This is a genomic window from Pseudomonas sp. R-28-1W-6, assembly GCF_009799925.1.
Classification (GTDB): domain Bacteria; phylum Pseudomonadota; class Gammaproteobacteria; order Pseudomonadales; family Pseudomonadaceae; genus Aquipseudomonas.
The window spans coordinates 319,676-338,331 of the sequence record NZ_WELK01000003.1; the positions used below are offsets into that span (position 1 = coordinate 319,676).

Below are 18,656 nucleotides of genomic sequence, written 5' to 3' on the forward strand. Positions count from 1 at the left end.
TATATACAGACTCTTATAAGGCGGCAGATAAGGCAGCACACCACGCCTCGGCGCGGGCGCTGTGCGGTTGCAGCAGCAACGCACGGCCGGCTTCATGTGGGGTAATGGTAATGTCCAGGTCGGCCTTTGGCAAAACGCCGGCACCGCGCTGCGGCCACTCGATCAGGCACAGGGCGTCCGCGCCGAAATAGTCGCGGATGCCGAGAAATTCCAGCTCCTCCGGGTCGGCCAGGCGATACAGGTCGAAGTGGAAGATACGCGTGTCGCCCAGCTCATAGGGCTCGACCAGGGTGAAGGTCGGGCTCTTCACCGCCCCCTGATGCCCAAAGCCGCGCACGATGCCGCGCGACAGGGTGGTCTTGCCGGCCCCCAGATCGCCATGCAGACAGATTATGCCGCGCCCCTCGGTCAGCGCCGCCAGGCGCGCGCCGAGGGCCAGCATGGCCTCCTCGCCAGCGGCGTACAGGGTTACTGCAGACATGGACAATGCTCCTCAAGCAACTGACGAATGGTCGGCAACAGGTCGCTGGCCGCCAACCCGCGACCGCCGGCCCCGAGCTGCTGGCCGGCACTGGCGTGCAGCCAGACCGCCAGCGCAGCGGCCTCAAAGGCGGCCAGGCCCTGGGCCCGCAGCGCGCCGACCAGCCCGGCCAGCACATCGCCAAAGCCGGCACCGGCCATGGCCGGATGCCCACGATCGCACAGCAGCAGGCGACCGTCGGGGGCGGCGACCAGGCTGCCGGCGCCCTTGAGCACCACCACCGCGGCGAACTTCGCGGCCAGGGCCCGGGCCGCCGCCGGTCGATCGGCCTGCACCGCGGCCGTGCTGCAGCCGAGCAGGCGCGCCGCCTCGCCGGGGTGCGGGGTCAGCACGCTATCGACGGGCAGCGTCACGACAGCGCTTGCCAGCAGGTTCAGCGCGTCGGCATCCCACACCTGCGGCCGCGGGCTGGCCGCCAGCGCACTGAGCAGGCTGCGCCCCCAGGCCTGCTGGCCGAGGCCGGGCCCGGCCACCAGCACGTCGGCCTGCTCGCACAGCCCCGGCAACTGGTAGGTGGAGTCGCAGGCCACGCACATGATTTCCGGGCGCCGTGCCAGGGACGCCGGCACATTCTCGCCCCGGGTCGCCAGGGAAACCAGGCCGGCGCCGCCACGCAGGGCGCTCTCGGCCGAGAGCAGGGCGGCGCCGCCAAAACCGCGATCGCCGCCGACCACCAGCACATGGCCGAAACTGCCCTTGTGCGCGGTGCGCGAGCGCGGTGCCAGCCGCGGCAGCGCCGCGCCCGCCAGGCGCATGGCCTGGCAGGACTGCGCGGCGACCAGCTGCGGGTCGGCGCGCAGGTCATCGAACACCAGCTGGCCGATCCAGTCGGCGGCATCACCGGTGAACAGGCCGAGCTTGAGACCGATGAAGCTGACGGTGAGGTCGGCGCGTACCGCCAGCTCCTCGACCAGGCCGCTGTCGGCATTCAGCCCGGAAGGGATATCCACCGCCAGCACGGGCAGGCCGCTGCCATTGATCTGGGCGATGGCCGCCGCATACGGCTCGCGCAAGGCTCCGCGAAAGCCGGTGCCGAGCAGGGCATCGACCAGCACCCCCTGCAGCTCGGCGTCGGCCCGCCAGGGCTCTATCGTCACCCCGGCCGCGCGTGCAGTGGCACAGGCCTGCGCCGCATCGCCGTCGAGTTGCTGCGGTGCGCCGACCGCCAGCACGCGCACCGCCCAGCCGGCCTGCTGCGCCAGGGCGGCGAGCAGAAAGCCGTCGCCGGCGTTGTTGCCGGCCCCGCTCAGCACCGTCACCGCAGCGGCCTGCGGCCAGCGCCGGCGCAGCGCGCGCCAGGCCGCATGGGCGGCACGCTGCATCAGTTCAAAGCCCGGGGTACCGGCGGCGATCAGCCGCGCATCCAGCTCGCGAACCTGGGCGGCGCTGTACAACGGCAGGGGTAATAGGGTTTCAGCAAGCGACATGGTTCGGTGATTCCGGCGAGGTCTGGCAGAATTATACCCTCCTCGCCTCCGGTTTCCCGCCTGCCATGTCTGCCACCGCTCTCGACCTTGTGCACCTCGCCCAGTCCATCAAGGACTGGGGCCGCGAGCTGGGCTTCCAGCAGGTCGGCATCGCCGGCGTGGAACTGGGCGAACATGAGCGGCACCTGCAGCGCTGGCTCGACGCCGGCTACCAGGGCGAAATGGACTACATGGCCGCCCACGGCAGCAAGCGCTCGCACCCGGAGCAGCTGGTGCCCGGCACCCTGCGCGTGGTGTCGCTGCGCATGGACTACCTGCCCGGCGACACCCGCATGAGCGAGTGCCTGGCCCAGCCGGAAACCGCCTACGTGTCGCGCTACGCACTGGGCCGCGACTACCACAAGCTGATCCGCAAGCGCCTGCAGCAGCTGGCCGAACGCATCCAGCAGGCCATCGGCCCGTTCGGCCACCGCGCCTTCGTCGACAGCGCCCCGGTACTGGAGAAGGCTATCGCCGAGCAGGCCGGCCTCGGCTGGATCGGCAAGAACACCCTGATCCTCAACCGCAAGGCCGGCAGCTGGTTCTTCCTCGGCGAGCTGTTCGTCGACCTGGCGCTGCCGGTGGATGCGCCGCATGCCTCGGAACACTGCGGGCGCTGCACGGCCTGCCTGGATATCTGCCCGACCGCCGCCTTCGTCGCCCCCTACGTGCTGGATGCGCGACGCTGCATCTCCTACCTGACCATCGAGTACAAGGGCAGCATCCCCGTCGAACTGCGCCCGCTGATCGGCAACCGGGTGTTCGGCTGCGACGACTGTCAGCTGGTCTGCCCGTGGAACCGCTTCGCCAAACCGACCGCGCAGAACGACTTCCAGCCGCGCCACGGGCTGGACAATGCCGCGCTGAGCGCACTGTTTCGCTGGAGCGAAGAGGAGTTCCTCAGCCGCACCGAAGGCTCGCCGCTGCGCCGCGCCGGCTACGAGCGCTGGCTGCGCAACCTGGCCGTCGGCCTGGGCAATGCACCCTCGAGCATTGCGGTGCTGGAGGCGCTCGCGGCGCGCCGCGACGATCCGTCGGAACTGGTGCGCGAGCATGTATTGTGGGCCTTGCAGCGCCATGGCCAGGCATAGCAGCGGCTGAAGCCGCGCCCGGCCTTCGGCCGCCATGCATAAGCCCGCACGAGGCGGGCTTGGTAGCGCGTCAGACCTTGAGGAAGTGCTCGCGGTAATGGCGCAGCTCGGCAATCGACTCGCGGATATCGTCCAGCGCCTGGTGGCTGCCCTGCTTCTGGAAGGAGTCCTTGACCGCCGGCGCCCACAGGCCGGCGAGAATCTTCAGGGTCGACACGTCCAGGTAGCGGTAGTGGAAGTAGGCCTCCAGCTCCGGCATGTACTTGTAGAGGAAGCGCCGGTCCTGGGCGATGCTGTTGCCGCAGATCGGCGACTTGCCTTTCGGCACCCACTGCTCGAGGAAGGCGATGGTCTGCGCCTGCGCCTCGGCCGGGCCGATCTTGCTCTCGCGCACGCGCTGGGTCAGGCCGCTCTCGCCGTGGGTGCGGGTGTTCCACTCGTCCATGCCGGCCAGCAGCTCATCGCTCTGGTGCACGGCGATCACCGGGCCCTCGGCGAGGATGTTCAGGTCGCTGTCGGTGACGATGGTGGCCATCTCGATGATGACGTCGCGCTCCGGCTCCAGCCCGGTCATTTCCAGGTCGATCCAGATCAGGTTGTTGGGGTTCTGCGGCATGGCGGTTACTCCTGGGTGCAAGGCGCCAGTTTAGCAGCAGGCCAGGCCCTAGAGCCGCCAGATCAGCAAACGCGAAGCGCGCCAGTCCGGCACCTCGACAACCTCATGGGCCGGCACCTGCGGCACCTCGAAGCTGTTGCTGATCAGCAGGGCGCCGGGGCGCATTTGCGCCCGCGCCTGCTGCCACAGCCGCGCCATCGGCGCCGGCGAGAGAAAGCAGTAGACCACGTCGTAGTCGCCCAGCGCCTCGCGCCACAGGCTGCGGTAGCGCACCCGGCAGTTGCGGTAGGGCAGGCAGCGCAACCAGGCACAGAGGAACACCAGCGGCGCGGTCTCCACCCCGCACAGGCGCGCCTGCGGGTAGTCGCGCGCCAGCTGCACCAGGGTGCCGCCCAGGCCGCAGCCGAGGTCGACGAAACGGAAATCCGCCGCCTGCCCGGCCAGCAGCCGGCTCAGGCGCTGCCGCGTCGGCGCCCCGCTCAGGTACAGCGGCACCTGCTCGCGCAAGCTGTTCCAGTTGCTCAGCAACAGCAGCAGGAAAGCCCCGAGAAACCACCAAGACGGCAGCTCGCGCGCCTGCAGCGCCACCAGGGCCGGGACGAAGGCGAAGTTCAACGGCAGCCACCAGCGGCGCAAACCCAGGCCATGACCGCACGCCGCGGCCAGAGCGCCCTGCAGCAGCGCCGCCGGCCACAGCGGCACGTGCCAGCCGGCCAGCTGTTTCAGCAGCACCAGCAGCAGCGCCACAACCAGCACGGCCAGCAACTGGGCCAGCAAGGCACGCAGGGCCGGGTAACGGCCGGGCAGAGGATCGAACATGGGACATCCGGCAAGCGAGGAAGAACGCCAGTTGTACCAGCTCCGGCGGCGCCACAGCCAGCCCGAGGCCCCCGTGCTAAACTCGCGGCCGTTTCACTAACCCCGGAAAGGTCATGGCCAAACGCCAACTCACTCGCCGCCAGAGCTGGCGCATCGACAAGGTTCAGGAAGAGCGTGCGGCACGCGCCGCCAAGCGCGAATCGCGCATGCTCGAAGAGCTCGAGGGCGGCGATCTCGGCCCCGAGCAGACCGGCCTGGTCATCGCCCACTTCGGCGTACAGGTCGAGGTCGAAGCCCTGGAGGGCGAACAGGCCGGCCAGGTCTGCCGCTGCCACCTGCGCGCCAACCTGCCGGCGCTGGTCACCGGCGACCGCGTGGTCTGGCGGGCCGGCAACCAGGGCATCGGCGTGATCGTCGCGCAGCTGCCGCGCTGCTCCGAGCTGTGCCGCCCGGACATGCGCGGTCAGCTCAAGCCGGTGGCGGCCAACGTCGACCTGATCGTCATCGTCTTCGCCCCGCTGCCGCATGCGCACGCCAACCTGATCGACCGCTACCTGATCGCCGCCGAGCACGCCGGCATCCAGCCGCAGCTGCTGCTGAACAAGGCCGACCTGGTCGACGCGGAGAACGCCGCGCACCTCAACGGCCTGCTTGCCACCTACCGCCAGCTCGGCTACCCGCTGCTGGAAGTGTCCGCCCACGAAGGCGGCGGCATGGATGAGCTGCGCAAGCGTCTGGACGGCCACGTCAGCGTATTCGTCGGCCAGTCCGGGGTCGGCAAGTCGTCGCTGGTCAACAGCCTGCTACCCGGCGTCGACACCCGCGTCGGCCCGCTGTCGGAAGTCACCGGCAAGGGCACCCACACCACCACCACCGCGCGGCTGTTCCACTTCCCCGGCGGCGGCGAGCTGATCGACTCTCCCGGCATCCGCGAATTCGGCCTCGGCCATGTCAGCCGCGACGACGTCGAAGCCGGCTTCATCGAGTTCCGCGACCTGCTCGGCACCTGTCGCTTCCGCGACTGCAAGCACGACCGCGAACCCGGCTGCGCCCTGCTCAAGGCCCTGGAAGACGGCCGCATCCAGCCGCAACGGATGGCCAGCTACCGGCACATCATCGCCAGCCTGCCCGAGACGGAATACTGAGCCCCGCCGCAGCAGAAACGACAAGGCCGCGATCATCGCGGCCTTGTTCATCGTGCAGTCCTGCAGACGCGACCCGAGCCGCTACTCCCTGGGCTCGTCGAACTGCAGCGCGCCATCCTCGAAGATATTCAGTTTCTCGCGCAGCTCCGGCGACTGCACCGGGGCATCGGCCGCCGGCATCGGCTCGGCCGGCACGGCGCCCTCGGCGGGCGGCGGCGCGTCGCCCTGCTGTTCCTGCTCGCCCTCGATGGCGCGCTGCGCCTTCTTGGTCAGCACGGTGATGTCGATGCGCCGGTTCACCGGGTTGAGCGGGTCCTGGCGATCGAACAGCGCCGAGGAGGCATAACCGACCACCCGCGCCACGCGCTCGTCCGGGTAGCCCCCGGCGACCAGGGCCCGGCGCGCCGCATTGGCGCGGTTGGCGGACAGCTCCCAGTTGCCGAACTCGCCATCGGCGGCAAACGGCTTGGCATCAGTATGGCCGCTGACGCTGATCTTGTTCGGCACTTCCTTGATGGTCTCGGCGAGGATCAGCAGGATGTCCTCGAAGTAGGGCTGCAGACGCGCGCTACCGAGGTCGAACATCGGCCGGTTCTCGGCATCCATGATCTGGATGCGCAGGCCGTCCTGGGTGATCTCGAAGAGGATCTGGTCCTTGAACTTCTGCAGCTGCGGATTTTCGTCGACCTTGGTCTGCAGCTCCTGCAGGAGCATTTCCAGGCGTTCGCGCTCGACCTGCTCGGCGAGCTGTTCGGCCTGGCTGGGGCTGACTTCCTGCTGATCCTCGGTTTGCGCGTCGATCGCCGCCTCCTCGGCATCCGGGGCGTCTTTTAGCTCGGGATTGAGGGTGCGATCCGGGGCCGGCGTCGGCGTGCCGCCGAGGTCGATCACATGGGGGCTGGCGCTCTCGGTGAAGCCGATGGGGTCCTGGAAGTAACCGGAGATAGCCTTCTTCTGCTCGGGGGTAGCCGAACTCATCAGCCACATCACCAGGAAGAACGCCATCATCGCCGTGGCGAAGTCGGCGAAGGCGATTTTCCAGGCGCCACCATGGTGACCGCCAGCGGTCTTCTTGACCCGCTTGACGATGATTGGCTGATTGTTTTCCATGGCCCTTAGTTACCGCGCATGGCCTGCTCGAGCTCGCTGAAGCTCGGCCGGTGCGCGGGAAACAGCACCTTGCGCCCGAACTCCACAGCCAGCGTCGGCGGCATGCCGGAAGCGGAAGCCACCAGCGTGGCCTTGATCGCCTCGTACAGGTTCAGCTCTTCCTTGGCATCGTGTTCCAGGGCACCGGAGAGCGGGCCGAAGAAGCCGTAGGAGGCCAGGATGCCGAGGAAGGTCCCCACCAGGGCGGTACCGACCTTCTCGCCGATCTGTGCGTTGTCCGCGGAAGCCAGGATCGACATGGTGATCACGATGCCCAGTACCGCCGCCACGATACCCATGGCCGGCATGCCGTCGGCCACCTTGGCCACCGCATGGGCCGGGTGCTCCAGCTCTTCCTTGAGCCCGTTGAGCTCCATGTCGAAGAGGTTCTCCAGCTCGTGCGGCGCCATGTTGCCGGACGACATGATGCGCAGGTAATCGCAGATGAAGGCGGTCATCCCCGCGTCCTTGAGCACCGAGGGGTACTTGCTGAAGATCGGGCTGGCGTTGGGATCCTCGACGTCCGCCTCGATGGCCATCATGCCTTCGCGGCGGCTCTTGTTGAGAATCTCGTAGAGCAGCTTCAGCACCTCCAGATAGAAGGTGTGAGTGAAGCGCGAGCTGAACATCTTCAACGACTTCTTGAAGACGGTCATGAAGGTGCTGCCGGGGTTGGCCTGCAGGAAGGCGCCCAGGGCGGCGCCGCCGATGATCATCACCTCGAAGGGGTGGATCAGCGCCATGAACTTGCCGCCGGACAGGATGAAGCCGCCGAGCACGCTGCCGAATACGACCAAGATGCCGAGGATTTTTGCCATGGGAGATGAGCTTGAAGAGTCAGTCGGAAGGGTTATGCAAAACAACCCTTCTATTTATCGGAAGTATTGCGCCAGACTATAGGCAGTAAAGGCGAAAAGCCAGTTTGGCTCAATCTGCATGCCCACTTCCAAAGCCGCTCCACGCACACTCGACGCCTGGCTCAAGCAGCTGGATGCCGTTCGCCTACCGGTTGCCGCCAGCCAGCACGAACGCGTGCGCCGCACCCTGGTCGACAGCCGCCGTTCGCTGCGCGAGATCGCCGAGCAGATGCAGCACAGCCCGACCATCGCCCTGCTGCTGCTGCGCGAAGCCAATCGCAGCAGCAACAGCTTCAGCGAACCGGCCGAGAGCCTGGAGATGGCACTCAACCGCCTCGGCCTGAGCCGCGCCGAGACCCTGCTGAACCAGATGCCGGTGGTCGACGAGGCGCAGATCCCCCTGGCCCTGCGCCAGCTGCTGCTGATCAGCCAGCACGCCTCGCAGCAGGCCAACGGCCTGTTCGCCAACCGCCTGGCCCGCCTGTGGCAGGAGATCCACTGGGGCAGCCTGCTGTTCCTCGCGCCGCTGTGGCCGCTGGTCATGGCCTACCCGCAGCTGTTCGACGCCTGGGAACGCCGGGTGCTGGGCCAGGGCGAGCCGGCCAGCCGGGTCGAGCGCGAACTGCTCGGCGTGCCCCTGCTGCAACTGTGCCTGGCCCTGGCCCGCCACTGGCGCCTGCCGGAATGGATAGTCCAGGGCTACCGCCTGCTGGTCGCGGACCGCCGTCTGCTGGTCAAGGCCCTGCATATCGCCCACGACAACGAGCATCCCCTGCACCAGCAGCAGCTTCTCGATGCCGACCCGCACCTGCGCCGCTGGCTGACCCTGCCGGGCAACAGCATCCTGCTGGCCAACGGCCTGGCGCTCTCCGCCCACCACAACTGGAGTTGTCAGCATCACCTGCGCTGGCAGCGCCTGACCGGCCTGTACCTGCACATGGCCCTCGGCGAGCTGCAGCCGCTGGTTCACCAGCAGGCCGTGCACAGCGCCCACCAGCATGCCCAGCCCGACCTCTGGCACCCCGCCGCGGCCCTGCTCTGGCCCTGGGACGCCTGCCGCCTGCAGCACCGGACCCCGCCCGCGGCGATCAAGGGCGAGCTGGAGCCGTGGAAGGAGCACTGCGCGCGCCTGCTGGCCAGCCCTTCCGTCTTCGCCAATGTGCTGCAGCTGACCGACTGCGCCCGCGCCGCCCTGCAGGCCGCCGGCATGCAGCGCATCCTGGTGCTGCTGGCCGACCGCACGCAGAGCAAGCTGCTGGCCCAGCAGGCCGCCGGCCTGCCGGCGGAAGCCGCCCAGCTGCGCCTCGACCCGGCGCACAGCCAGGTGCTCCAGCGCCTGCTCAGCCAGCCCGGGCAACTGCGCCTGAGCCCGGCCAATATCGCCCAGTTCTCCGCCCTGCTGCCGGGCAGCCTGAAGGCCCTGTTCAGCGGCGAGCACCTGCTGCTGCGCTCGCTGGCCAGCAACGGCCGGGTGGTGATGCTGCTGGTGGCCGACCAGCAGGGCGCACCGATCAGCGACAGCCAGTTGCAGGTGTTCGGCAAGACCGCCCAGTGCATCGAGCGCGCCCTGGCCAGCTTTGCCCGCCGCGGCACATAGGGTCTGTTCAAGCTTCGTTCGCAACCCGCAGGGACGAAACGGCAACAGACCCTGGTCTTCCGCTACAATCGCGCCTTTTCCCCATCGCCGGAGGCTTCCCATGTCCGCCTTCTCCACCCTGCCGCTGGTCATCGAACCGGCCGAACTGGCCACCAGCCTGCAGGCCAGCGAGCTGATCCTGGTCGACCTGAGCGGTGCCGCGCGCTATGCCCAGGGGCATATTCCCGGCGCCCACTGGGTCGACAGCAAGCGCACCCAGCTGGGCCTGCCACCGGCCCCCGGCCTGCTGCCGGAGCGGGCGCAACTGGAAGCGCTGTTCGGCGAACTGGGCCATCGCCCGGACGCGGTCTACGTGGTCTACGACGACGAGGGCGGCGGCTGGGCCGGGCGCTTCATCTGGTTGCTCGACGTGATCGGCCACCGCCACTACCACTACCTCAACGGCGGCCTGCAGGCCTGGCTCGGCGAGGGTCGCGAACTCAGCCAGGCACAGCCGGTAGCCGGCACCGGCCAGGTCGGCCTGACCCTGCACGACGAACCCACCGCCAGCCGCGAATACCTGCAGAGCCGCCTGGGCGCCAGCGACCTGGCGATCTGGGACGCCCGCTCGCCCGCCGAATTCAGCGGAGAGAAAGTCCTGGCCGCCAAGGGCGGGCATATTCCGGGGGCCGTCAACTTCGAGTGGACCGCCGGCATGGACGCCCAGCGCGACCTGCGCATCCGCGGCGACCTGGCCACGGTGCTCGCCCAGCTGGGCATCACCCCGGACAAGGAACTGATCACCCACTGCCAGACGCACCGCCGCTCGGGCTTCACCTACCTGGCGGCCAAGGCCCTCGGCTACCCACGGGTCAAGGCCTACGCCGGCTCCTGGTCCGAGTGGGGCAACCATCCAGACACCCCGGTCGAGTCTTAACCGCTTCAAGGAATCTTATGAAACAGCGCCTGTTCATCCTCAGCCAGTACCTGCTGCCGCACCACCTGCTGTCGCGCCTGATCGGCTGCGCCGCCGAATGCCGCGCCGCCTGGTTCAAGGACCGCCTGATCGGCTGGTTCGCCAAGCAGTACCAGGTCAACATGAGCGAGGCCCGGGTCGAAGACCTGACGGCCTACGAGCACTTCAACGCCTTCTTCACCCGCGCCCTGAAAGACGGCGCGCGCCAGCTGGACGCCAGCCCCGGCGCCATCCTCAGCCCCGCCGACGGCGCGGTCAGCCAGCTCGGGCCGATCGAGCAGGGCCGCATCTTCCAGGCCAAGGGCCACAGCTACAGCGTGCTGGAGCTGCTCGGCGGCGACGTCGAGCGCGCCAGCCCGTTCATGGGCGGTGACTTCGCCACCATCTACCTGTCGCCCAAGGACTACCACCGCGTGCACATGCCCCTGGGCGGCACCCTGAAGGAGATGGTCTACGTGCCGGGCCGGCTGTTCTCGGTCAACCAGACCACCGCGGAGAACGTGCCCGAGCTGTTCGCCCGCAACGAGCGGGTAGTCTGCCTGTTCGACACCGAGCGCGGGCCGATGGCCGTGGTGCTGGTCGGCGCGATGATCGTCGCCAGCATCGAAACGGTCTGGGCCGGTCTGGTCACCCCGCCCAAGCGCGAGCTGAAAACCACCCGCTACGACGAGGCCGCGCGCGCGCCGATCGCGCTGGACAAGGGCGGCGAACTGGGCCGCTTCAAGCTGGGCTCGACCGCCATCGTGCTGTTCGGCCCGCAGCAGGTGCAGTGGGCCGCCGGCCTGGTCGCCGGCAGCCCGGTACGCATGGGCCAGGCCCTGGCCATGCCGCGCAACGCCTGAGGCATGGCCCAGCAACAGACACCGGGCAGCCCCATGCACTACCTGCTGCGCCTGCTGGGCTGGGGCAATGACGCCACCAGCCACCTGGAGAAGTTCCTCGCCGGCCTCGGCGCCTTTGCCGGCATCGGCCTGATCTATGCCGTGACCCACTGGCTGCTGCCCAGCGAAGCGGCCTTCTGGGTCATCGCCTCGATGGGCGCCAGCGCCGTGCTGCTGTTCGCCGTGCCGCACGGCGCCCTCTCGCAGCCCTGGGCGGTCATCGGCGGGCACGGGCTGTCGGCGCTGATCGGCGTCGGCTGCCAGCAGCTCTGGCCCGAGGCCGCCTTCACCCCGGCCCTGGCGGTGGCCCTGGCCATCCTGGTGATGCAGTATGCGCGCTGCATCCACCCGCCCGGTGGCGCCTCCGCCCTCAGCGCGGTGATTGGCGGCAGCGCCATCCACGACCTCGGCTTCGCCTTCGTCATCAGCCCGGTGCTGCTGAATGTCGCCGTGATCCTGCTGGTCGCCGTGCTGTTCAACTGCCTGTTCCCCTGGCGCCGCTACCCGGCCGCCCTGGCCCGCCAGCCACTGCCGCCCAGCATCCCCGGCGGGCTCAGCGCCGAAGACTTCTACCACGCCCTGCGCCAGGTCGATTCCTACCTGGACATCCGCTTCGACGACCTGCTGGAAATCGTCCAGCTGGCCCAGCAGCATGCCCAGGCCCAGCTCCTGCAGGGCGGCGACATCCTCCTCGGCGCCTGCTACAGCAACACCCGGCCGGGCAATGCCTGGGCGGTGCGCCAGGTGATCGATGCCGGCAAGCCGGGCCGCGGCCTGCGCGACCAGGTGATCTACAAGGTGGTCGCCGGCGCCGGCATGGGCAATACCGGCGTCTGCCGGCGCCAGGACATGGCGGCCTGGGCCACCAGCGCGGTGCTGCGCGTCGGCGATGGCTGGGTGCGCGTCAGCCCGGCCGAGTCGGCCGGCGCCGCCGGACTCGCCCCGCCCGGGAACGGCCAGGCGTAACGCCGGTCACAACTAACGCGCTAGCCACCGGCCACCGGCTGCAGCGTCGCTGCGATGCTGCTAGAGTGGCGCGAAACCTGGGCAGAACGGCCTGGTGCAGCACTCGCAGCATGAGCCCGCGGACAACATCGAGCATGGATAAACAGAGCCCCCATCTGCACTTGCGCGTCCCCGTACCGGACCAGCCGGGCCTGTCCCTGTTCGAGCCCACGCCACGCGAACTCAAGCGCTGGCTCGCCGGCCTGCCCAAGGCCAACATCGGGGAAACGGCCCGCCAGCTGTACCAGAGCCTGACCGAACTCAACCAGCTGATCACCCCGGCGGACAACCGCCTGCACCTGCTCGAACTGCTGCGCCCCGAGGTGTACTTCGTCTGCCGCCATCTGGAGCGGCACTTCCTCAACCAGTCCATCGTGCTCGACGAGCGCCCGCGCAAGGTCGCCAACCTCTGCCAGGCGCTGCAGAACCACCTGGCCATCGGCTACAAGCTGGTGATCACCCAGGAGCTCGCACACTTCAGCAAGGAGCGCGCGCCGCTGCTCACCGCCGCCCTGCAGCGCGCCAGCCACAGCCTGCTCGGCCCCCTGGTGCGCGCCAGCCAGCTGTACTGCCCGGTGCCGGAAGGCCTGTGGCTGGAACTGCACCAGCTGCAGCGCATCGCCCGCCAGTACGCCCTGCAGCACGTGCAGGTGCGCGATGCGCTGGCGCACAACGGCAAGAGCCTGAGCCAGGAGCAGACCTACCTGGCCGCCCTGCTGCTGGGCTGCGCACGCTGCAACCAGTTGCGCCAGAACAGCATCGCCCGCCTGGCCGAGGCGCTGGAAGACTGGACGACGCTGGTCAGCCTGCAGGCGGCCGAGCAACCACACAGCCTGTTCGTCATCGCCCCCCTGCAGGATGGCCCGCCGCGCTACAAGTCCCTGCTCAAGGACCACGAGCTGCACAACCTGCTGGGCCTGGACCCGCACCGCCTGGTCGACGCCATCAAGGAACACCTGCTGCTGCCCGCCGGCAGCCACGAGGCGCAGCGCCTGCCCGTGCCGGAAGGCATGAGCCCGGACCTGCTGCAGCACCTCAGCGCGGCCTGGGGCGAAATTTCCGAGCGCACCTTCCAGCGCAGCCAGGGCAAGGGCAGCCTGACCCTGTGCATCGGCATGAGTGCGGTGCACTTCTTCGTCGGCGGACAGCAGAGCTTCAACGAGCTGCTCAGGCGCCCCGAAGAACCGAAAACCGCGCAGTTCAACCCCGTCGCGCAGCACAAGCCGGATATCTGGACCATCGCCTTCGACGCCCAGCCGACCAGCAGCTGGGAACGCGGCCTGAGCATGCAAGACATCCAGTACAAGGCCGCCAGCACCCAGGTCGACGCAGAGCCGGACAGCAGGAGCGAGAGCTACCCGCTGTTCGAGCTGAGCATCGTCAACCACAGCCCCGGCGGTTACTGCCTGAGCTGGGCCAGGGAAGTCCCGGGGCAGATGCAGGCCGGCGAGCTGCTCGGCGTCCAGGATGTGCCGGGGCAAGGCTGGAGCGTGGCCGTGGTGCGCTGGATCCGCCAGGTACGCGGCGGCGGCACGCAGATGGGCATCGAGCTGATCGCGCCGCAGGCGCAAGCCTGCGGCCTGCAGCTGGTGCGCAAGAGCGAGCAGAACAGCCAGTACCTGCGCGCCCTGCTGCTACCGGCGATCGCCGCCATTTCCCGCCCGGCGACGCTGCTCGCGCCGCGCCTGCCGTTCCAGGAAAGCAACAAGGTCAGCATCAACCTGCACGGCCAGGAATTGCGCGCCATACTCAGCCGGCGACAAACCAGCACCGGCAGTTTCAGCCAGTTCGAATACCGCCTGCTGGAGCAGCCCAGCCCGGCCGCCGGGACACCCGTCACAGCTCAAGGACGCCTCGTGCCGAGCGGGGAGGAAGATTTTGACTCGCTCTGGAAGTCGCTGTAGATTCCAAGACCCCACATTTTGTCGCCCTTTTTCGCCCCTTCTTCGGCGCATTCCTAGCAAATACCATGGCCATCGAAAAAAAAACCATCCGCCTGCTGATTCTTGAAGACTCGCAGAACGAGGCCGAGCGACTCGTCAGTCTGTTCCGCAATGCCGGGCGCGCCACCCGCGTGCACCGCATTACCTCGAGCGACAACCTGGCCGAAGCCCTGCAGCAGAGCTGGGACCTGCTGATCACCGCGCCCAGCAGCGAGCACCTCGAACCCAGCGAAGCGATTACCGCGATTCGCCGCCAGGCCAAGGACATCCCGATCATCCTGCTGGTGGCCGGCAACGACTCTGACGACATCACCGAGGCCCTGCAACTCGGCGCCCAGGATGCCATCCCCCAGGGCGAGGATGAGCGCCTGATCCTGGTCGCCAACCGCGAGCTGGCCAACCTCGAGGAACGCCGCGCGCGGCGGGTCGCCGAGGTGGCCCTGCGCGAAGCGGAGAAGCGCTGCCAGCTGCTGCTGGAAAGCTCGGTGGATGCCATCACCTACGTGCACGACGGCATGCACATCTACGCCAACCGCGCCTACCTGCAGCTGTTCGCCTACGAAGATGCCGACGAGCTGGAAGGCATGCCGATGATCGACCTGATCGCCGCGCAGGACCAGGGCGCCTTCAAGGACTTCCTCAAGAACTACAGTAACGACGGCAGCGCCGAGCTGGCCTGCACCGGCATCAAGGCCAACGGCAAGTGCTTCCAGGCGCGCATGAGCTTCTCCCCCGCCACCTACGACGGTGAGCCCTGCATCCAGGTGGTGATCCGCGCCGAAAGCGGCAACGCCGAGCTGGAAGAGAAGCTGCGCGAGATCAGCAGCCAGGACCTGGTCACCGGCCTGTTCAACCGCACCCACTTCATCGGCCTGATGGACGCCGCCGCCGAGCGCGCGGTGAATGCCGGCGTGCCGTCGAGCCTGGCCTACATCCGCATCGACCGCTATACCGCGATGGTCGGCGAAGTCGGCCTGGCGGGCATCGACCTGCTGCTCACCGACCTGGGCAACCTGCTGCGCACCCACTTCGCCGCCGATGCCCAGCTGGCGCGCTTTGCCGATGACGTGTTCAGCGTGCTGCTGCCCGGCCTGGCGCCGGAGCAGACCCAGGAGCAACTCGGCAGCCTGCTGAAGAAGGTCGAGGGGCACCTGTTCGACGTCAACGGCCGCACGGTGCAGACCACCCTGTCGATCGGCGTCGCCGGGCTCAACGAGAAGACCGCCCGCGCCCAGGACGTGGTCGACCGCGCCCACCGCTGCGCCGACGAACTCGGCGACGGCAACGCGATCAAGCTGTACAACCCGGCCGACGAACTGGCCGCGGCGGCCAGCCGCGGCAGCCTGGTGGCGATGGTCCAGCAGGCCCTGGAAAACAACAGCTTCCGCCTGCTGTTCCAGCCGGTCATCAGCCTGCGCGGCGACAGCGACGAACACTACGAGGTGCTGCTGCGCCTGCTCAGCCCGCAGGGCCAGGAAGTGGCCCCGGCCGACTTCCTCGCCGCCGCCCGGGACGCCGGACTGGCCGAGAAGATCGACCGCTGGGTGATCCTCAACTCGATCAAGCTGCTCGCCGAGCACCGCAGCAAGGGCCACAGCACCCGCCTGTTCGTGCACCTGTCGACCAGCAGCCTGCAGGACCAGACCCTGCTGCCCTGGCTCAGCGTGGCGCTCAAGGCTGCCCGCCTGCCATCGGACACCCTGGTGTTCCAGATCAGCGAACCCGACGCGATCGCCTACCTGAAGCAGGCCAAGGCCCTGACCCAGGGGCTGGCCGAGCTGCACTGCAAGGTGGCCCTGGGCCAGTTCGGCTGTGCGCTGAACCCGTTCAACACCTTCAAGTACCTCAACGTCGACTTCGTCAAGGTCGACGGCTCGTTCACCCAGGACCTGTCCCAGGCCGAGAACCAGGAGGCCCTGAAAACCCTGCTGGCCAGCTTGCACGCCCAGGCCAAGCTGACCATCGTGCCCTTTGTCGAGAGCGCCAGCGTGCTGGCGACCCTCTGGCAGGCCGGGGTCAACTACATCCAGGGCCACTACCTGCAGGGCCCCAGCCAGTCGATGGACTACGACTTCTCGGCCGGCGACGAGTAAGGCCTGGCAGGCGCGGCCGGGCGCTTGCCCGGCCGCGCCCATTGACCCCGGTCACCTCCCCGCCGCAAGGGCCGCCTAGACTGTACGCTCCAATCGCGCGCACAGGACTCCCGCCATGGCCATGATGAAAGCCGCCGTTTTCGTCGCCCCCGGACGCATCGAGCTGCAGGACAAGCCGATCCCGGAAGTGGGCCCCGACGATGCCCTGCTGCGCATCACCACCACCACCATCTGCGGCACCGACGTGCACATCCTCAAGGGCGAATACCCGGTCGCCAGGGGCCTGACCATCGGCCACGAACCGGTGGGCATCATCGAGAAACTCGGGCGCAACGTGCGGGGCTACCAGGAAGGCCAGCGGGCGATCGCCGGCGCCATCTGCCCGAACTTTTCCTCCTACGCCAGCCAGGACGGGCTGTCCTCCCAGGACGGCGGCTGCAGCTGCCACGGCTACAAGCCCATGGGCGGCTGGCGCTTCGGCAACAGCATCGACGGCACCCAGGCCGAATACGTGCTGGTGCCCGACGCCCAGGCCAACCTGGCGCCGGTACCGGATGCGCTGAGCGACGAACAGGTGCTGATGTGCCCGGACATCATGTCCACCGGCTTTGCCGGCGCCGAGGCGGCCAAGATCAAGATCGGCGACAGCGTGGTGATCTTCGCCCAGGGCCCGATCGGCCTGTGCGCCACCGCCGGCGCCAAGCTGCGCGGCGCCAGCACCATCATCGCAGTGGACGGCGTCGACTCGCGCCTGGCGATCGCCCGGCAGATGGGCGCGGATGTCACCCTCAATTTCCACCACGTCGATGTGGTCGAGGAAATCCTCAGGCTCACCGGCGGGCGCGGCGTGGATGCCGCCATCGAGGCCCTGGGCCAGCAAGCCACCTTCGAGAGCGCCCTGCGCGTGCTCAAGCCAGGCGGCACCCTGTCCAGCCTGGGCGTGTACTCCAGCGACCTGGTCATTCCGCTGGGCGCCTTCCATGCCGGCCTCGGCGACAACAAGATCGTCACCTCGCTCTGCCCCGGCGGCAAGGAGCGCATGCGCCGCCTGCTCAACGTGGTGGCCTCGGGGCACGTCGATCTCGGCCCGCTGGTGACCCACCAGTACGCGCTGGACGACATCGAGGCCGCCTATGAGCTGTTCGCCAACCAGCGCGACGGGGTGCTGAAGGTGGCGATCAAGCCCTGAGCCGGATGCCGGGAGCCCGCGCTCCCGGCCCGTTCACTCGTGGCCGTCGCGGTCGCGGAACCCGAGCAGGTAGAGGATGCCGTCCAGGCCCAGGGTGGAAATCGCCTGCTTGGCCGACTGCTTGACCAACGGCTTGGCGCGGAAGGCCACGCCGAGGCCGGCCAGGCCGAGCATCGGCAGGTCGTTGGCACCGTCGCCGACGGCGATGGTCTGCTCCAGGCGCAAGCCTTCCTTGGCCGCCAGCTCGCGCAGCAGGTCGGCCTTGCGCTGGGCGTCGACGATCGGCTCGACCACCTGGCCGGTGACCTTGCCGTCGACGATCTGCAGCTCGTTGGCGAACACATAGTCGATGCCCAGCCTGGCCTGCAGCTGCCGGGCGAAGTAGGTGAAGCCGCCGGAGAGGATGGCGGTCTTGTAGCCCAGGCGCTTGAGCTCGGCGAACAGCACTTCGGCACCCTCGGTCAGGCGCAGCGTGGCGCCGACTTCGGCCAGCACGGTCTCCGGCAGGCCCTGCAGCAGGGCCATGCGCTCCTTGAAGCTGGCGCGGAAGTCCAGCTCGCCACGCATCGCCCGCTCGGTGATCTCGGAAACCTGCGCACCGACGCCGGCGGCCTTGGCCAGCTCGTCGATCACCTCGGCCTCGATCAGCGTCGAGTCCATGTCGAACACCGCCAGGCGACGGTTGCGACGGAACAGCGAGTCGCGCTGGAAGGCGATGTCGACGTCCAGTTCCTGGGCCACGCTGAGGAACTCGGCACGCAGCGCGGCGGCATCGGCCGGCTCGCCGCGCACGGAGAACTCGATGCAGCCCTTGCCCTGGTTGGCCGGCGTATCCAGCGGCATGCGCCCGGACAGGCGGTCGATGTGATCGATGTTCAGGCCGTACTTGGCGGTGATCGAGCTGACCCGCTGCAACTGCTCGGCGGTGACCTTGCGCGTCAGCAGGGTGACGATGTAGCGCGGCTTGCCCTGACCGCCGACCCACTGCTGGTAGTCGCTTTCCGAAACCGGGGTGAAGCGCACCTGCTGGTCCAGCTTGTAGGCGGTGAACAGCACATCCTTGAGCACCGAGGAGGCCTGTTCGGTATCCGGGATCTCGACCAGGATGCCGAACGACAGGGTGTCGTGGATCACCGCCTGGCCGATGTCGAGGATATTCACCCCGCCCTGCGCCAGCACGCCGGTGATGGCTGCAGTCAGCCCGGGACGATCTTCCCCGGTGATGTTGATCAGGACGATTTCGCGCAAGGCGTTCACTCCCAGCTTGCCAGATGATCCGCACGGGGCCGGCGGCCCCATGAAAAGGCGC

16 protein-coding genes are annotated in these 18,656 nt (G+C 68.5%); 9 read left to right on the forward strand and 7 right to left on the reverse strand.

The features are described 5' to 3' along the window. Nucleotides 1–13: 13 nt before the first annotated feature. Nucleotides 14–481, reverse strand: coding sequence for a tRNA (adenosine(37)-N6)-threonylcarbamoyltransferase complex ATPase subunit type 1 TsaE (tsaE, locus tag F3I62_RS09160; protein WP_160489337.1), 468 nt, complete (start codon nt 479–481; stop codon nt 14–16). Continuing rightward, nucleotides 469–1,968, reverse strand: a complete 1,500-nt coding sequence (locus F3I62_RS09165) for an NAD(P)H-hydrate dehydratase (protein WP_160489338.1) — start codon at nt 1,966–1,968, stop codon at nt 469–471. The genes tsaE and F3I62_RS09165 overlap by 13 nt, the downstream gene beginning before the upstream one ends. A gap of 65 nt (nt 1,969–2,033) precedes the next feature. On the opposite strand from F3I62_RS09165, the gene queG reads away from it, so the two are divergent. Next, entirely contained in the window at nt 2,034–3,098 is a 1,065-nt protein-coding gene (gene queG, locus F3I62_RS09170) for a tRNA epoxyqueuosine(34) reductase QueG (RefSeq protein ID WP_160489339.1), read from the forward strand. A gap of 70 nt (nt 3,099–3,168) precedes the next feature. On the opposite strand, the gene orn is transcribed toward queG, so the two are convergent. Next, the gene (gene orn, locus F3I62_RS09175; RefSeq protein WP_160489340.1) at nt 3,169–3,714 is read right to left on the reverse strand and encodes an oligoribonuclease; all 546 of its coding nucleotides are present in this window, start codon (nt 3,712–3,714) and stop codon (nt 3,169–3,171) included. Nucleotides 3,715–3,762: 48 nt separating this feature from the next. Continuing rightward, nucleotides 3,763–4,533, reverse strand: coding sequence for a class I SAM-dependent methyltransferase (locus F3I62_RS09180; protein ID WP_160489341.1), 771 nt, complete (start codon nt 4,531–4,533; stop codon nt 3,763–3,765). A gap of 113 nt (nt 4,534–4,646) precedes the next feature. Between F3I62_RS09180 and rsgA the strand changes: the two genes are divergently transcribed. Beyond that, nucleotides 4,647–5,678, forward strand: a complete 1,032-nt coding sequence (rsgA, locus tag F3I62_RS09185) for a small ribosomal subunit biogenesis GTPase RsgA (RefSeq protein ID WP_160489342.1) — start codon at nt 4,647–4,649, stop codon at nt 5,676–5,678. A gap of 81 nt (nt 5,679–5,759) precedes the next feature. Here the strand turns inward: rsgA and motB are convergent, their stop codons facing one another. Continuing rightward, nucleotides 5,760–6,788 (reverse strand): flagellar motor protein MotB, encoded by a 1,029-nt coding sequence (gene motB / locus F3I62_RS09190; RefSeq protein ID WP_160489343.1) that lies wholly within the window; start codon nt 6,786–6,788, stop codon nt 5,760–5,762. Between the two features lie 5 nt (nt 6,789–6,793). Next, nucleotides 6,794–7,645, reverse strand: coding sequence for a flagellar motor stator protein MotA (gene motA, locus F3I62_RS09195; RefSeq protein ID WP_160489344.1), 852 nt, complete (start codon nt 7,643–7,645; stop codon nt 6,794–6,796). Nucleotides 7,646–7,763: 118 nt separating this feature from the next. Here motA and F3I62_RS09200 point away from each other — a divergent pair, with 118 nt between their 5' ends. The 7 genes from F3I62_RS09200 (at nt 7,764) to F3I62_RS09230 (ending at nt 17,347) form a co-directional block, all read left to right on the forward strand. Next, nucleotides 7,764–9,281, forward strand: a complete 1,518-nt coding sequence (locus F3I62_RS09200; protein ID WP_160489345.1) for an HDOD domain-containing protein — start codon at nt 7,764–7,766, stop codon at nt 9,279–9,281. Nucleotides 9,282–9,381: 100 nt separating this feature from the next. Further along, the gene (locus F3I62_RS09205; protein ID WP_160489346.1) at nt 9,382–10,197 is read left to right on the forward strand and encodes a rhodanese-like domain-containing protein; all 816 of its coding nucleotides are present in this window, start codon (nt 9,382–9,384) and stop codon (nt 10,195–10,197) included. A gap of 17 nt (nt 10,198–10,214) precedes the next feature. Continuing rightward, on the forward strand, nt 10,215–11,078 hold the full coding sequence (gene asd / locus F3I62_RS09210) for an archaetidylserine decarboxylase (protein WP_160489347.1): 864 nt from the start codon (nt 10,215–10,217) through the stop codon (nt 11,076–11,078). Between the two features lie 3 nt (nt 11,079–11,081). After that, nucleotides 11,082–12,083 carry an HPP family protein gene (locus F3I62_RS09215; RefSeq protein WP_256667719.1) on the forward strand — a complete coding sequence of 334 codons (1,002 nt, stop codon included), beginning with the start codon at nt 11,082–11,084 and terminating at the stop codon, nt 12,081–12,083. 134 nt (nt 12,084–12,217) lie between these two features. Further along, complete coding sequence (locus tag F3I62_RS09220; protein WP_160489348.1) at nt 12,218–14,026, forward strand: molecular chaperone; 1,809 nt, start codon at nt 12,218–12,220, stop codon at nt 14,024–14,026. A gap of 65 nt (nt 14,027–14,091) precedes the next feature. Continuing rightward, nucleotides 14,092–16,158: an EAL domain-containing protein gene (locus F3I62_RS09225; protein ID WP_160489349.1), complete on the forward strand. Its 2,067-nt coding sequence runs from the start codon at nt 14,092–14,094 to the stop codon at nt 16,156–16,158. A 115-nt stretch (nt 16,159–16,273) separates the two neighbouring features. Further along, nucleotides 16,274–17,347: an NAD(P)-dependent alcohol dehydrogenase gene (locus F3I62_RS09230; RefSeq protein ID WP_160489350.1), complete on the forward strand. Its 1,074-nt coding sequence runs from the start codon at nt 16,274–16,276 to the stop codon at nt 17,345–17,347. 33 nt (nt 17,348–17,380) lie between these two features. Here the strand turns inward: F3I62_RS09230 and serB are convergent, their stop codons facing one another. Continuing rightward, complete coding sequence (gene serB, locus F3I62_RS09235) at nt 17,381–18,595, reverse strand: phosphoserine phosphatase SerB (protein ID WP_160489351.1); 1,215 nt, start codon at nt 18,593–18,595, stop codon at nt 17,381–17,383. Nucleotides 18,596–18,656: the final 61 nt, after the last annotated feature.

Coding starts and splice junctions, on each gene's coding strand:
- tsaE (WP_160489337.1), bottom strand. CDS start 481: ATGTCTGCAGTAACCCTGTACGCCGCTGGCGAGGAGGCCATGCTGGCC.
- F3I62_RS09165 (WP_160489338.1), bottom strand. CDS start 1,968: ATGTCGCTTGCTGAAACCCTATTACCCCTGCCGTTGTACAGCGCCGCC.
- queG (WP_160489339.1), top strand. CDS start 2,034: ATGTCTGCCACCGCTCTCGACCTTGTGCACCTCGCCCAGTCCATCAAG.
- orn (WP_160489340.1), bottom strand. CDS start 3,714: ATGCCGCAGAACCCCAACAACCTGATCTGGATCGACCTGGAAATGACC.
- F3I62_RS09180 (WP_160489341.1), bottom strand. CDS start 4,533: ATGTTCGATCCTCTGCCCGGCCGTTACCCGGCCCTGCGTGCCTTGCTG.
- rsgA (WP_160489342.1), top strand. CDS start 4,647: ATGGCCAAACGCCAACTCACTCGCCGCCAGAGCTGGCGCATCGACAAG.
- motB (WP_160489343.1), bottom strand. CDS start 6,788: ATGGAAAACAATCAGCCAATCATCGTCAAGCGGGTCAAGAAGACCGCT.
- motA (WP_160489344.1), bottom strand. CDS start 7,645: ATGGCAAAAATCCTCGGCATCTTGGTCGTATTCGGCAGCGTGCTCGGC.
- F3I62_RS09200 (WP_160489345.1), top strand. CDS start 7,764: ATGCCCACTTCCAAAGCCGCTCCACGCACACTCGACGCCTGGCTCAAG.
- F3I62_RS09205 (WP_160489346.1), top strand. CDS start 9,382: ATGTCCGCCTTCTCCACCCTGCCGCTGGTCATCGAACCGGCCGAACTG.
- asd (WP_160489347.1), top strand. CDS start 10,215: ATGAAACAGCGCCTGTTCATCCTCAGCCAGTACCTGCTGCCGCACCAC.
- F3I62_RS09215 (WP_256667719.1), top strand. CDS start 11,082: ATGGCCCAGCAACAGACACCGGGCAGCCCCATGCACTACCTGCTGCGC.
- F3I62_RS09220 (WP_160489348.1), top strand. CDS start 12,218: ATGGATAAACAGAGCCCCCATCTGCACTTGCGCGTCCCCGTACCGGAC.
- F3I62_RS09225 (WP_160489349.1), top strand. CDS start 14,092: ATGGCCATCGAAAAAAAAACCATCCGCCTGCTGATTCTTGAAGACTCG.
- F3I62_RS09230 (WP_160489350.1), top strand. CDS start 16,274: ATGGCCATGATGAAAGCCGCCGTTTTCGTCGCCCCCGGACGCATCGAG.